Source organism: Bradyrhizobium sp. AC87j1 (assembly GCF_002936975.1).
GTDB lineage: Bacteria > Pseudomonadota > Alphaproteobacteria > Rhizobiales > Xanthobacteraceae > Bradyrhizobium > Bradyrhizobium shewense.
In genome coordinates this window covers 53,733-68,490 of sequence record NZ_PTFE01000015.1, presented here as the reverse complement: position 1 = coordinate 68,490, position 14,758 = coordinate 53,733, and the positions used below count along the sequence as shown (strand labels likewise).

Below are 14,758 nucleotides of genomic sequence, written 5' to 3'. Positions count from 1 at the left end.
GGCGATCCGGGGCGGAAAATCGTGACAGCGCGGACCCGAAAGGGCGTCCCTTGCCGGATGACACCCCGGGCGGCAATAGTGGGCGCCGCCTGCGAGGTCGGTGTCAGCGAAGTCAGTATCCAGCGCGAGCGCATAGGCGTTGCGTCATTGCGAGCGTAGCGCGGCGCTCCGGTTCGCGCTAACAGCGGGTCGTGCTGTCGCGGCGCTCGTCATGGTGACGAAGGTCCAAACAACAAAGAAGGAAGGCAACGTGGCGAACAAGGTCAAGGAAATCTGGAAGTCGGGCAAGGCCGTGGTCAACGCGTGGCTCGCTATACCCTCCGGCTTCTCGGCCGAGATGATCGCGCAATGCGGCTTCGACAGCGTCACCGTCGACATGCAGCATGGCGTGCAGGACTATCTCTCGATGGTGCAGTGCTTCCAGGCCATGGACAAGCACCCCGTGACCCCGATGGTCCGCGTGCCCTGGAACGAGCCCGGCATCATTGGCAAGGTGCTCGACGGCGGCGCCTATGGCGTGATCTGCCCGATGGTCAACACGCCGCAGGAAGCCAGGAACCTGGTCTCCTATTCCAAATATCCGCCGCAGGGCGTGCGCTCCAACGGCCCGATCCGCGCCGGCATGTACGGCACCGCGGGCTCGTATCAGAAGACCGCGAATGCCGACACCATCCTGCTGCCGATGATGGAGACCAAGACCGCGGTCGAGAACATGGAAGCGATCCTCGACGTCGAAGGCATCGACGGCGTCTATATCGGACCGTCCGACCTCGGCTTCTCCTACGGCCTTGAGCCCAAGCTCGACCGCAGCGAGCCCGAGATCCTCGCGATCTATGAGAAGATCATCAAGGAATGCGGCAAGCGCGGCCTCAACCCGGGCATCCATTGCAGCGGCGCCGAAGGCGCAGCGCGCGCCATCAACATGGGCTTCAAGCTGGTGACGCTGTCGAACGAGGTCGGCCTGATGACGACCTACGCCAAGATGCAGGTCAATGCGACCCGCAAGGACTCGGGCGGGAAGGCCTAAGAACTCGCGAATGGCGAATGGGGGGTAGCGAATAGGTGCTGCTCCCCACTTTCCATTCGCCACTCGCTACTCACTATTCGCCCAAGGAGACCTGCCATGACCATCAGCCCCGTCATCCGCCTGCATCCCGATGATGGCGTGCTGATCGCGCGCGCCAGCCTGCCGCCCGGCACCGTCGTTGCCGACGGCGTGACCACGGTCGAGCGCATCCCCTCCGGGCACAAGGTCGCGATCAAGCCGATCGCTGTGGGCGAGCCTGTCATCCGCTACGGCCAGATCATCGGCTTTGCGACCATTCCGATCGCGCCGGGCCAGCACGTGCACGTGCAGAACATCGGCATGGGCGACTTTTCAAAAGACTATGCCTATTGCGCCGACGTCAAGCCGACGCCGAATTTCGACCTGCCGGCGACCTTCGAAGGCATCCGCCGTCCGGACGGCCGCGTCGCCACGCGCAACTATATCGGCATCCTCACCTCGGTGAATTGCAGTGCGCATGTCGCAAGCCTCGTTGCCGACGTCTTCAAGAAGAATCCCTTCACCGGCGACAATCCGCTCGCTGACTTCCCCAATGTCGACGGCGTGGTCGCGCTGACCCACAAGACCGGCTGCGGCATGACGCAGAACGAGCCCTTGGCGCTGCTCCGCCGCACGCTCGGCGGCTACGCGCGCCACGTCAATTTCTCCCACGTCATCGTGCTCGGCCTCGGCTGCGAGGTGAACCAGATCGGTGGTCTGATGGAGGAGCAGAAGCTCGCGGGACGCCTGCGCGCGATGGACATCCAGGAGGTCGGCGGCACCCGCAAGACGGTGGAGGCGGGCATCGCCTTCGTGCGCGAAGCGCTGGCCGACGCCAATAAGGTTAAGCGCGAGACGGTGCCGGCGAGCGAGCTGACGGTCGCTCTACAATGCGGCGGCTCGGACGGCTATTCCGGCGTATCCGCCAATCCGGCGCTTGGCGCCGCGAGCGATCTCATCGTGCGTCACGGCGGCACCGTGATCCTGTCGGAGACGCCGGAGACCTACGGCGCCGAGCATCTGCTGACGCGCCGCGCCGTCAGCCGCGAGGTCGGCGAGAAGCTGGTCGACCTGATGCGCTGGTGGGACGAATACACGGAGCGCGAAGGCGCCGAGATGAACGCCAATCCGAGCCCCGGCAACAAGGCCGGCGGCCTCACCACCATTCTGGAGAAGTCGCTCGGCGCGATGGCGAAGGCCGGCACCACCAATCTCGTCGAGGTGCTGCGTTACGCCGAGCCCATCACCAAGAAGGGTTTTGTCTTCATGGACACGCCCGGCTACGACCCTGTTGCGGCAACCGGGCAGGTCGCCGGCGGTGCCAATCTCGTCTGCTTCACCACGGGCCGCGGCAGCGTGTTCGGCTGCAAGCCGGCGCCCTCGATCAAGCTCGCGACCAACACCCCGATGTACAAGCGCATGGAAGAGGACATGGACGTCAATTGCGGCACTATCCTCGAAGGCGAGGAGAGCGTCGAGCAATGCGGCCAGCGCATCTTCGATCTCATCCTCAAGACGGCCTCGGGACAGCCGACCAAGAGCGAGAGCTTTGATTTCGGCGGTGCCGAGTTCGCGCCCTGGGTGCTCGGCGCGACAATGTAGCCGCGCTTCGCGCGCGAGGCAGCGCGTCAACAGCGCCTCCGAACGCGTCCACGGCGAAGTCGAGACGCTCCTGCATCGGGTTTGCGGAGACATACCCCTCATCCGGCGCTTCGCGCCACCTTCTCCCACAAGGGGAGAAGGAAGAAAGCACTCGGCCCGCATCTTACCTAGGCACGGCCTGCCCGTTGTTAGTGCTTGATCGCATCCACATCAGGTGTTCTGCTCAAAAAAGCTGCTGGAGCATCGCATCCCGTGTCGATCTACGTCGCATTACACCACGTCACGCACTACAAATACGATCGCCCGATCGATGTCGGCCCGCAGACCATCCGCCTGCGGCCGGCGCCGCATACGCGCACGCCGATCATGAGCTATTCGCTCAAGGTCACGCCATCCAACCATTTCGTGAACTGGCAGCAGGATCCGCAAGGCAACTGGCTCGCCCGCTACGTCTTCCCGGAGAAGACGACCGAATTGAAGATCGAGGTCGACTTCACGGCGCAGATGACCGTGGTCAACCCGTTCGACTTCTTCGTCGAGCCCTATGCCGACAGTTTTCCGTTCGACTATCCGAACGACCTGAAGACCGAACTGGCGCCTTATCTGGAGACCATCAAGCCCGATCGCCTGTTTGCGAAATATCTCGATTCGATCCCCCAGGACGCTCCGAACACGGTCAACTACCTGGTCGATCTCAACCGCGAGCTTTCGAACAAGATCCGCTACATCATCCGCATGGAGCCCGGCGTGCAGACGCCGGAGGAGACGCTCGCCTCGGGCGCAGGCTCGTGCCGCGACTCCGCCTGGCTCCTGATCCAGACCTTCCGTCATCTCGGCCTCGCCGCGCGTTTCGTCTCCGGCTATCTCATCCAGATCCGTCCCGACATCGACCCGATCGAGGGGCCGCCGGAAGTGGAGAACGACTTCACCGACCTGCATGCCTGGGCCGAGGTCTATCTGCCCGGCGCCGGCTGGATCGGTTTTGACGCGACCTCCGGCATGCTCGCGGGCGAGGGTCACATCCCGGTCGCCGCCACGCCGCATTATCGCTCGGCTGCGCCGATTTCCGGCAGCGCCGGCTTTGCCGAGGTCGAGTTCGCTTTCGATATGAGCGTCCGCCGCATCCGCGAAGCGCCGCGCATCACCAAGCCTTTCTCCGACGAATCCTGGGCGCGGCTCAACGATCTCGGCGAGCAGGTCGACGGCGATCTCGCCGCGCAGGACGTGCGGCTCACCATGGGGGGCGAGCCCACCTTCGTCTCGGTCGACGATCTGGAAGCTGCGGAGTGGAATACGGAGGCCGTCGGCCCGACCAAGCGCGCACTGGGCGACGATCTGATCCGCCGCCTGCGCACGCGCTTCGCATCCGGCGGCCTTCTGCATTACGGCCAGGGCAAATGGTATCCCGGCGAAACCTTGCCGCGCTGGGCCTTTGGCTTGTATTGGCGCAAGGATGGCGTGCCGATCTGGAAGAACGCCGACCTCATCGCCAAGATCGAGAATCCGCGGCGCGCCGAGACGAAGGATGCTGAGGCCTTCATGGAGGGCACGGTGGCGCGGCTCGGGCTCGATCCCGGCTACATCATCCCGGCTTACGAGGACACTGCCTACTGGCTCCAGAAGGAAGCCGATCTGCCCGTCAACGTCGATCCGTCCGACCCGAAATTGTCCGATCCGGAAGCGCGCGCGCGGATGGCGCGCGTGTTCGACGACGGCCTCAACACGCCGCGCGGCTTCGTGCTGCCGGTGCAGCGCTGGAACGCGCCGCCACGCTGGCGCAGCGAGCGTTGGGCTCTCCGGCGCAATCATCTGTTCCTGATGCCCGGCGATTCCCCGCTGGGCCTGCGCTTGCCGCTCGGCTCGCTCGGCTACGTCCCGCCCAATCAATATCCCTACATTATCGAGCGGGATCCGATGGAGGCGCGGGGCAAGCTGCCGGTGTTCAGCCTACCGGCGCGCCCGGAATCGCCGCCGCGGGTCGAGCCCGAGCATCTCAACACGTCTGTTCCGGTGCGTACTGCGCTGTCGATCGAAGTCCGCGACGGCGTGCTCTGCGCCTTCATGCCGCCGGTCGAGCGGATCGAGGATTATCTCGAAATGATCACGGCGCTCGAAGCCACAGCGGAGGAGATGCAGCTCCAGGTCCATGTCGAGGGCTATCCGCCGCCATTCGATCCGCGCGTCGAGGTCATCAAGGTGACGCCCGATCCCGGCGTGATCGAGGTCAACGTCCAGCCGGCAAAGAATTGGCGTGAGGCGGTCGACATCACCGTCGGGCTCTATGAGGATGCCGCCAAGATTCGCCTCGGCGCCAACCGCTTCCTGGTCGACGGCCGCCACACCGGCACCGGCGGGGGCAACCACGTCGTGGTCGGCGGCTCCTCGCCGCAGGACTCACCGTTCCTGCGCCGGCCCGATCTGCTCAAGAGTCTGGTCTTGTACTGGCAGCGGCATCCGTCGCTGTCCTATTTCTTCTCCGGCCTGTTCATCGGCCCGACCAGCCAGGCGCCGCGCATCGACGAGGCCCGCCACGACAGCATCTACGAGCTCGAGATCGCGCTCTCGCACGTGCCGCCGCCGGGCTACCAGACGCCGCTGTGGCTGGTCGACCGGCTGTTCCGGCATCTGCTGGTCGACATCACCGGCAACACCCATCGCGCCGAGATCTGCATCGACAAGCTCTATTCGCCGGAGGGCTCGACCGGCCGGCTCGGCCTCGTCGAATTCCGCGCCCTCGAGATGCCGCCCGATCCGCGCATGTCGCTGGCGCAGCAGCTCTTGATCCGCGCGCTGATCGCGAAGATGTGGCGCGAGCCGCAGGCCGGCAAGTTCGTGCGCTGGGGCACGGCGCTGCACGACCGCTTCATGCTGCCGCATTTCATCTGGGAGGATTTTCTCGACGTTCTCACTGAGCTGAAGCAGTTCGGCTATCCGTTCGAGCCGGAATGGTATCTGGCCCAGCTCGAATTCCGCTTTCCCGCTTTCGGCCGCGTCCATCATGGCGGCGTGACGCTGGAGCTGCGTCAGGCGCTGGAGCCCTGGCACGTGCTGGGCGAGGAGGGGTCGGCCGGCGGCACCGTGCGCTATGTCGATTCATCGGTCGAGCGGCTTCAGGTCAAGGCGGAGGGTTTTGTCGAGGGCCGCCACATCGTCACCTGCAACGGCCGCCGCCTGCCGATGACCTCGACCGGCCGCTCCGCCGAGGCTGTCGCCGGCGTCCGTTTCAAGGCCTGGCAGCCGGCCTCCGGCCTGCACCCGACCATTCCGGTGCATGCGCCCCTGACCATTGATCTCATTGATACCTGGAACGGCCGCTCGCTCGGCGGCTGCGTCTACCACGTCGCCCATCCCGGCGGCCGCAGCTACGACACCAAGCCGGTCAACACCTATGAGGCCGAGGCGCGGCGGCTGGCGCGCTTCCAGGACCACGGCCATACGCCGGGGCCGGTCCAGCCACCGCCTGAGGAACGCACAAATGAGTTTCCGCTGACCCTCGACTTGCGGACCCCGCTCCTGCAATGAGTATGATGGTGGGGCAGGGAGAGGCGCATGAGCGAGGGCGCAGCCGAGCAGGACAAGGCGGGTAGGGCGCAAGGCCAGCGTGAAGGCCAGCGCCGCCTTGCCCAATGGGTCCGCGACTATCGCCGCCTGCCCGGCATTCCCGACGAGTTCCTGGGGCCCGACGGCGCCCCCCGCGCGGTCTGGAGCCGCTTCTTCGATGCCTTCGGCACGCTCGCGCCCGACGAGATCGAGCGTCGCTTCGGCATGGCCGACCGCCATCTGCGCGAGGCCGGCGTCACCTACCGTGCGCCCGGCGACAGCGCCGACCGGCCATGGTCGATCAGCCATCTGCCGCTCCTGATCGACGAGGCCGACTGGCAGCAGCTTTGCGCCGGCATCACCCAGCGCGCCGAGCTGCTCGAGCTCGTGCTGGCCGACATCTATGGCGAGGGCCGGTTGGTCGCGGAAGGCGCGCTGCCGGCGGCCGCGATTGCCGGCAGTCCCGAATATCTCCGTCCCGTCTGCGGCGTGCCGCCGCCGGGCGGGCGCTATCTGTCGATCTATGCCGCCGATGTCGGCCGCGGACCCGATGGCCGCTGGTGGGTGCTCGGCGACCGCACCCAGGCGCCGTCGGGGGCGGGCTACGCGCTTGAGAATCGTCTGGTGCTCTCGCGCGCCTTCTCCGACCTCTACAAGTCGATGAACGTGCCGCGCGTCGCGCCGTTCTTCGAGGCCTTCCGCGACAGTCTTCGCGCGCGCGCCGACCGCGACGAGCCCAGGATCGGCGTGCTGACGCCCGGCAGCTTCAGCGAGACCTATTTCGAGCACGCGACGCTGGCGCGCTATCTCGGCTTCCTGCTGGTCGAGGGCGACGATCTCGCGGTCAGCGACAACCGCATCCACATCCGCACCGTTGCGGGCCTCAAGCGGCTCGACGTGCTCTTGCGCCGGGTCGATTCCAATTCGCTCGATCCGCTCGAGCTCGATGCCTCCTCGCATCTCGGTGTGCCCGGCCTGATCGACGTGCTGCGCAAGGACGGCGTCGTCGTCGCCAACATGCCGGGCTCGGGCGTGCTGGAGGCGCGGGCGCTGCTCGGCTTCCTGCCGGCGCTCAGCCGGCGCCTGCTCGGCGAAGAGCTGAAGATGCCGCATATCGCGACCTGGTGGTGCGGCCAGCGCAGCGCGCGCGAGGAGGTGCTGTCGCGGCTCGACGAGGTCGCGATCGAAGGCGCCTATCGGCGCGGCGTGCCCGGTTTCGACAGCGCGGGACCGGTGCTCGCGAGCGAGCTGGATACGAGCGACCGCCAGCGCCTGATCGACGCCATCGCCGCGCGCGGCATGGACTATGTCGGCCAGGAGGTGGTGCGGCTGTCGACCATGCCGGTGTGGGAGCAGGGCCAGATCACGCCGCGCCCCTTCGTGCTGCGCGTGTTCGCGGCGGCGACGCCCGACGGCTGGGCCATCATGCCCGGCGGCTTCTGCCGCATCGCCGAGCAGGCGGATGCGCGCGCGGTGTCGATGGGCGACGGCGCGCGTGCCGCCGACGTCTGGGTCGTTTCCGACAAGCAAGTTTCCACCGCGACGCTGCTGCCGGCGACCGACAAGGTCCGCATCCGCCGTATCGCCGGCGTGCTGCCGAGCCGCGCCGCCGACAATCTGTTCTGGCTCGGCCGCTATCTCGAACGCGCCGAGGCGACGCTGCGGCTGGTGCGCGCTTTGGGCTCGCCGAGCGGGCCCAACAAGGGCACCGCGGCTTCGCTGCAATCGGGCGAACGCATCCAGCGCCTGCTGGTGGCCTGGGGCGCGATCTCGCAGACTTCGCGCGCCGCGCCCTGGCGGATCACCGCCGAAGCGTTGCAGAGCGCGGAACGTTTCGGCTCGGCGCTGTCGCTGGTGCGCGCGGCGCAGCGCACGGCGACCTCCTTGCGCGAGCGGCTGTCGCCCGATGCCTGGCAGGTCATCACCGAGATGGCCGAGCGCCTGGCCTACCAGGTCGAGGGCGACGACGGCGTGCTGAGCGCGGCCGAGCTGACCTTGCAGGAACTCGCCAGCCTCGCAGGGCTGGCGCAGGAGAACATGAACCGCGCCGCCGGCTGGCGCTTTCTCGACATCGGCCGCCGCACCGAGCGCGCCATCAACACCACGCGCTTCACCCGTCAGTTCGCCTATGACGAGGCTGGCGATGAGGATCTCGACATCCTGCTGACGCTGGTGGATTGCCAGATCACCTACCGCTCGCGCTATCTGCTGGCGCCGATCCTGGCGCCGGTGCGCGACCTTGCCGTGCTCGACGGCTACAATCCGCGTTCGGTGGCGTTCCAGGTGACGACGCTGAACGAGCACATCGCCGCGCTGCCCAGCCTGAAGGAGCACGGCCTGATCGAGAAGCCGCAGCGCCTTGCGGTGGCGATGCAGGCGATGCTTGCGACCGCGGAAGCCGAGAAGCTCGAGGTCAAGACGCTGTTCGCACTCGAGCAGGACCTGCTCAGCCTCGCCGAGGCGATCGGTCAGCACTACTTCCCGCACGGCCCCAATGCCGCCCGGCCGGAAAAGCTGACGGGGCTGGCGTGATCTACGACATCCGTCACGTCACCACCTACGAGTACGAGAATCCGGTCAGCTTCGCCCGCTGCACGCTGCGGCTGGAGCCGAGGAGCGGCAACGGCCAGGAGCTGATCTCGCACAAGGTCGAGATCCGTCCGCGGCCGTCCGAGCGCAACGTCCGGCGCGATTTCTTCGGCACGCTGACCGAAAGCATCGTGATCGAGGCCGCGCATCGCAATTTGCGCATCGACTCGCGTTCGCGTGTCTCCGTGTCACGCAAGCCGCCGGCGCGCGATGCCGACAGCCCAAGCTGGGAGACCATCCGCGACATCGCCTTCGAGGCGACCAGCCTCGGGCCGTCTTCGCCGGTCGGTTATGTCTTCGCGAGCCCGCTGGTGCCGGTGCTGCGTCCGGTCAGCGCCTATGCGGGGATGAGCTTTGCGCCGGGCGCGGGCATCCTCGAGGGCGCGGTCGATCTCATGCATCGCATTCGCACCGAGTTTCGCTACGACCCCAAGGCGACGGTGATCTCGACGCCGCTGAACGAGGTCTTCGACAAGCGACACGGCGTCTGCCAGGACTTTGCCCATGTGATGATCGCAGGGCTGCGCGGGCTCGGTCTGCCGGCGGCCTATGTCAGCGGCTACTTACGCACCATCCCGGCGCCGGGCCAGGCCCGCCTGCAAGGCGCCGATGCCACCCATGCCTGGGTGTCGCTGTGGTGCGGGGCAGAGCTTGGCTGGGTCGATTTCGACCCGACCAACGATCTGCTGATTGCCAACGACCATATCGTGCTTGCGGTCGGGCGCGACTTTTCCGACGTCTCGCCGGTCGACGGCATCATCGTCGGCTCGCCCAAGCAGAAGCTCGGCGTCGCCGTGGACGTGGTGATGGTGGAATAAACGCGGCCTCGTCGGCCGGGCTCGCCGCCCGGGTGTGCCGCCTCTTCACCGCAACCGTGATCTTGCATAGCACAACGGTAACATATTTCCGTAATCGCTTTCCCAAGGGTTTGGTCAGCCGGCCCAAGATGGGCTATGCTGGTCCTTGCGTCGCGGACAAGAATGAGACGTCGGGAGATGGCATGGGACACCAGCGGCGGACGGGGCTGCAGCCATGATAACCTTACCGAGACTGGCGGCTGAATCCCTCGAGGGCTTCCTCGGTAAGTTCATGCGTCGCCGGTACGATGAGACTTCTGCCAACATCATCGAAAGTGCGACCCGCACCGCGATGGAATGCATCGGCAACAGCGACGCGCTCTACCACAACATCGAACATACGATGCTGGTGACGCTGGCAGCTCAGGCCATCCTCGGCGGCCGAAGTCTTCATACCCATCTGTCGGCTGAGGATTATGTCCATGTCCTGATTGCCTGCCTCGCCCACGACATCGGCTATGTGCGCGGGCTGTTCGAGGAGGACGATGCGGACGGCTTCGTCATCGACGCGGCCGACACCAAGGTCTCGTTACCGCGCGGTGCATCGGATGCAAGTCTGATGATGTATCACGTCGATCGCTCGAAGCTCTACGTGACCCGGCGGCTGCGGCATATTCCCGGAGTCGATCCGGAGCGAGTTGCCCGCGCCATCGAGGGGACGCGCTTTCCGGCGCGCGAAGGCCAGGACTATGACGACGAAGCCTCGATCCTGCGCGCCGCCGATTTCATCGGCCAGCTCGGCGATCCCAATTATCTGCGCAAGGCCAACGCGCTCTATTACGAGTTCGAAGAGGTCGGCATGAACCGCCAGCTCGGCTACGATTCGCCCGCCGACATCGTGAACCGCTATCCACAATTCTATTGGAATAGCGTCGCACCGCACATCCAGACCGAGATCGGCTATCTCAACAAGACCGAGATCGGCCGGCAGTGGATCGCCAATCTCTACAGCAACGTGTTCCGCGCCGAGCGCGACATCTCGCTGTCGGGGCCGCAGAGGTAGACCTCCTGTAGCCCGGATGGAGCGCAGCGAAATCCGGGATTCTCGGGTGCTGGCGTTCCCGGATTGCGCTACGCTCCATCCGGGCTACGAAATCCCCAATCCGTGAAACAATCATGCAACAAAAAACGATCACCACGGACATCCTCGACATCGCCTATCGCGAATACGGCGCGCCCGACGGCTGGCCCTGCATCATGGGCCACGGCTTTCCCTACGACGTGAACGCCTATGCCGAGACCGCCCCGATCATTGCCGAGGCCGGCGCGCGCGTGCTGGTGCCCTGGCTGCGCGGCTATGGACCGACGCGATTTCGTTCCGCGAAGACGCCGCGCTCCGGCGAGCAGGCGGCGCTCGGCGCCGATCTTCTGGCCTTCATGGACGCGCTCGGCATCAAGCGTGCCGTCGTCGGCGGCTATGACTGGGGCGGGCGCGCGGCCTGCGTGGTCTCGGCGCTCTATCCGGAACGCGTGGTCGGGCTCGTCTCCGGCAATTCCTACAACATCCAGAACATCGCCCGCGCCATGGAGCCGGCCTCGCCGCCGGAGGAGGCGGCGCTCTGGTATCAATATCTCTTCCACAACGAGCGCGGCCACCGCGCGCTGGAGCGCAACCGGCGCGGCTTTGCGCGCCAGCTCTGGGCGATGTGGTCACCGAAATGGGCGTTCGACGACACGACGTTCGAACGGAGCGCGGTGTCGTTCGACAATCCTGACTTCGTCGATGTCGTGATCCACTCCTACCGCCACCGCTACGCGCTGGTCGAGGGCGACCCCGCCTATGCCGCGATCGAGGCGAAGCTCGCGGGCCAGCCGCCGATCCGCGTCCCGACCATCGCGATCGACGGCGACAGCGACGGCGTCAATCCCGGCACCGCCCATCACGCGCGCAAATTCGAGGGCCCATTCGAGCGGCGCGTCTTCATCGATGCCGGCCACAACCTGCCGCAGGAGCGCCCGGCCGAATGGGCGCAGGCGGTGGTCGAGGTCCAGAAAGGCGCCTCATAAAGGCCCTTTCTCGTCCGGCCGGCTGGCTTGTCTGCGGTACCTCCGATTTTTCCTGATCCTGGGAACCTTTTGCGATTGCAGCCGTCCAAGCTGAGGAGCCGCTTCTATATGCGGCTCGTTGCAGGGAGGATCTCGATGACGTCACAAGTGCGCAAGCTGGAACGTGTCGCGGTGGCGCAGGCGCCGGTCGAACGGCCCGACAGGGCGGAGGTCGAGCAGGCGATCCGGACCATGATCCGCTGGGCCGGCGACGATCCCGCGCGCGACGGTTTACGCGAGACGCCGGACCGGGTCGCACGCGCCTTCGAAGAGTATTTTTCCGGCTATGCGCAGGATCCGACGGAAATCCTGCAAAAGACCTTCGAGGAGATCGAAGGCTATGACGAGATGATCGTCCTGCGCGGCGTTCGCTTCGAGAGCCATTGCGAGCACCACATCGCGCCGATCGTCGGCCGCGCCTGGGTCGCCTATATCCCGCAGGGCCGTGTCGTCGGCATCAGCAAGCTTGCGCGGGTGGTGGACATCTACGCCAAGCGCCTCCAGATCCAGGAGAAGATGACCGCGCAGATCGCCAATACCATCAACGACGTGCTCAAGCCTGAAGGCGTCGGCGTCATCATCAAGGCGACGCATCACTGCATGACCACGCGCGGCGCGCACAAGCCCGGGACCGATCTCGTCACCAGCCGCATGCTGGGCGTGTTCCGCGACAATGCGCTGACGCGCCAGGAACTGTTGGGGCTCGCCAATTCGGACGATTGACCCGCGGCTGCTCAAGGAGACGGCGCCATGACCGAGAACAACAAGCCGAGCGGACCCGACCTGAGCAAAGGCGTGTCGCTGACCGCGTTCAGGGATGGCAAGCTGCTCGGTCATGTCGGCGAGGAAGACGTCCTGCTGGTGCAGGCCGGCAGCGAGATTTTTGCGATCGAGCCGGCCTGCAGCCATTACCATGGGCCGCTCGCCGAGGGCCTGGTGGTGGGCGACACCATCCGCTGTCCCTGGCATCATGCCTGCTTCTCCTTGCGCACGGGCGAAGCCACGCGACCGCCGGCATTGAATGCGCTGACGGTGTGGGAGGTCGCGCGCGATCGGGACAACATCATCGTTCGGCGCAAGCGCGAGGCGCCAAAGCCGCTCGCCGTTCATCGCAACGCGCCGACGCCGGAGAAATTCGTCATCGTCGGCGGCGGCGCAGCCGGCTTCGCGGCCGCCGAGACGCTCCGGCGCGAGGGCTTTGCCGGCGCCATCACCATGCTCAGCGATGACGGCGCGATGCCGGTCGACCGGCCCAATCTCTCCAAGGATTATCTCGCGGGCAGCGCACCGGAGGATTGGCTGCCGCTGCGGGGCGAGGACTATTATCAGGACGCGGGCATCGATCTCAGGCTCAACACCGGCGTCTCCGCCATCGATGCGAAGATGCGCAACGTCACGCTCGGCAATGGCGACAGGCTTCCGTTCGACCGGCTGCTGCTCGCGACCGGCGCCGAGCCGGTCAAACTGCAGATCCCGGGCGCCGACCAGCCGCATGTCCACACCTTGCGCTCCGTCGCCGACAGCCGCGCCATCATCAAGGCCGCGGGGAGTGCCGGGCGCGCTCTGGTCATCGGCGCCAGTTTCATCGGCCTCGAAGTCGCGGCGTCCCTGCGGGCACGCAAGATCGAGGTGCACGTGGTCGCGCCGGAAGAGCGGCCGATGCAGAAGGTGCTCGGCTCCGAGATGGGCGACTTCGTCCGGTCGCTCCATGAAGAGAACGGCGTGATCTTTCACCTCAGGGACACAGTCGAAAAGCTCGACGGCAGCCGCGCCACGCTGAAGAGCGGAGCTGTCATCGAAGCCGACCTCGTCGTGGTCGGCATCGGCGTCAAGCCGCGCCTTGCGCTGGCCGAGCACGCCGGTCTTGTGGCGGATCGCGGTGTCAGCGTGAGCGAATATCTCGAAACCAGTGTCGCCGGCATTTTCGCGGCCGGCGATATCGCGCGCTGGCCCGATCCGCACTCCCGGCAAAACATCCGCGTCGAACATTGGGTCGTTGCCGAACGCCAGGGCCAGACCGCGGCGCGCAACATGCTCGGCAAGCGCGAGCGCTTCGACGCGGTGCCGTTCTTCTGGTCGCAGCACTACGACGTGCCGATCAACTATGTCGGCCACGCCGAAAGCTTTGACGAGATCGCGATCGACGGCAGCATCGGAGGCAAGGACTGCCTGTTGAAGTACCGCAAGGACGGCCGCGTGCTGGCGGTTGCGTCGATCTACCGCGATCTCGACAACCTCAAGGCCGAGCTCGAGATGGAGCGCTCGCGCGGCTGATGCGCCGCAGTCGATCTTGATTTGCGTCAATGTTACTGCCGGTACGGGTGATCTGCTGGCTGTCGTCCCGGCACGATGCGTGCTATTCTGGCGCGTGCCCCCGGGCTACGCAAGCAGGAGTGGCCGTCATGACCAGTGCTTCGGATACGTCACATCACCCAAGTCTCGGCTCCGGCATCGCGGCGCTGCATGCCAAATGGGGCTGGATCGTCGCGCTCGGCGTCGTCTATCTCATCGCCGGCTTCATTGCACTCGGCAGCATGGTGATGGCGACGGTGGCGAGCGTGATCGTGGTCGGCGCCATGATGATCGTCGCGGGCGTCACCGAGATCATCGGCGCGTTCCAGATGAAGAGCTGGGGCAAGTTCCTGATCTGGGCCTTGCTCGGCGTGCTCTACGTGATCGCGGGCTTCCTGACCTTCGAGAATCCGCTGTTCGCGGCGGTCCTGCTGACGCTGTTTCTCGGCGCCTCGCTGATCGCCTCGGGCGCCGTCAGGCTGTTTCTCGCCTTCAGCATGAAGCGCGAGAGCCCGTGGGTCTGGGTGGCGCTGTCGGCCGTCATCACGCTGCTGCTCGGCCTGCTGATCGTGGCACGCTGGCCGGTGAACAGCGTCTATATCCTCGGCCTGTTCCTCGGCATCGATCTGATCATGGCGGGAGCGGGCTGGATCAGCCTGGGCTTCAGCTTGAAGCGGCGCGGCTAAGCCATCAGCAACTCGACGCAAGACCATGTTGCGGAACTCCGCTGATCTGACACGCTGACAAAAAGCAGCACGCCGCGCGGCCGCCTCGCGCGGAGATCACC

Annotated in this window: 10 protein-coding genes; all 10 read left to right on the top strand. The window is 66.0% G+C overall.

The features are described from left to right. Window positions 1-250 precede the first annotated feature (250 nt). The 10 genes from CV770_RS11035 to CV770_RS10990 all read left to right on the top strand — a co-directional run bounded on the left by CV770_RS11035 (window position 251) and on the right by CV770_RS10990 (window position 14,657). Complete coding sequence (locus tag CV770_RS11035; protein WP_008549964.1) at window positions 251-1,027, top strand: HpcH/HpaI aldolase family protein; 777 nt, start codon at window positions 251-253, stop codon at window positions 1,025-1,027. Between the two features lie 96 nt (window positions 1,028-1,123). Then, complete coding sequence (locus CV770_RS11030; protein ID WP_104462345.1) at window positions 1,124-2,647, top strand: UxaA family hydrolase; 1,524 nt, start codon at window positions 1,124-1,126, stop codon at window positions 2,645-2,647. A 252-nt stretch (window positions 2,648-2,899) separates the two neighbouring features. After that, window positions 2,900-6,169, top strand: a complete 3,270-nt coding sequence (locus tag CV770_RS11025) for a transglutaminase family protein (protein WP_104462344.1) — start codon at window positions 2,900-2,902, stop codon at window positions 6,167-6,169. Between the two features lie 27 nt (window positions 6,170-6,196). Next, on the top strand, window positions 6,197-8,719 hold the full coding sequence (locus tag CV770_RS11020; RefSeq protein ID WP_104462343.1) for a circularly permuted type 2 ATP-grasp protein: 2,523 nt from the start codon (window positions 6,197-6,199) through the stop codon (window positions 8,717-8,719). Then, window positions 8,716-9,594: a transglutaminase family protein gene (locus CV770_RS11015; RefSeq protein WP_104462342.1), complete on the top strand. Its 879-nt coding sequence runs from the start codon at window positions 8,716-8,718 to the stop codon at window positions 9,592-9,594. Before CV770_RS11020 ends, CV770_RS11015 begins: the two co-directional genes overlap by 4 nt. A 214-nt stretch (window positions 9,595-9,808) precedes the next feature. Further along, window positions 9,809-10,636, top strand: a complete 828-nt coding sequence (locus CV770_RS11010) for an HD domain-containing protein (RefSeq protein WP_091953406.1) — start codon at window positions 9,809-9,811, stop codon at window positions 10,634-10,636. A gap of 113 nt (window positions 10,637-10,749) precedes the next feature. After that, complete coding sequence (locus tag CV770_RS11005; protein WP_091953403.1) at window positions 10,750-11,640, top strand: alpha/beta fold hydrolase; 891 nt, start codon at window positions 10,750-10,752, stop codon at window positions 11,638-11,640. A gap of 135 nt (window positions 11,641-11,775) precedes the next feature. After that, on the top strand, window positions 11,776-12,402 hold the full coding sequence (folE, locus tag CV770_RS11000; protein WP_091953935.1) for a GTP cyclohydrolase I FolE: 627 nt from the start codon (window positions 11,776-11,778) through the stop codon (window positions 12,400-12,402). A 27-nt stretch (window positions 12,403-12,429) separates the two neighbouring features. Beyond that, window positions 12,430-13,953: an FAD-dependent oxidoreductase gene (locus CV770_RS10995; RefSeq protein ID WP_104462341.1), complete on the top strand. Its 1,524-nt coding sequence runs from the start codon at window positions 12,430-12,432 to the stop codon at window positions 13,951-13,953. 128 nt (window positions 13,954-14,081) lie between these two features. Continuing rightward, on the top strand, window positions 14,082-14,657 hold the full coding sequence (locus tag CV770_RS10990) for an HdeD family acid-resistance protein (RefSeq protein WP_026201537.1): 576 nt from the start codon (window positions 14,082-14,084) through the stop codon (window positions 14,655-14,657). Window positions 14,658-14,758: the final 101 nt, after the last annotated feature.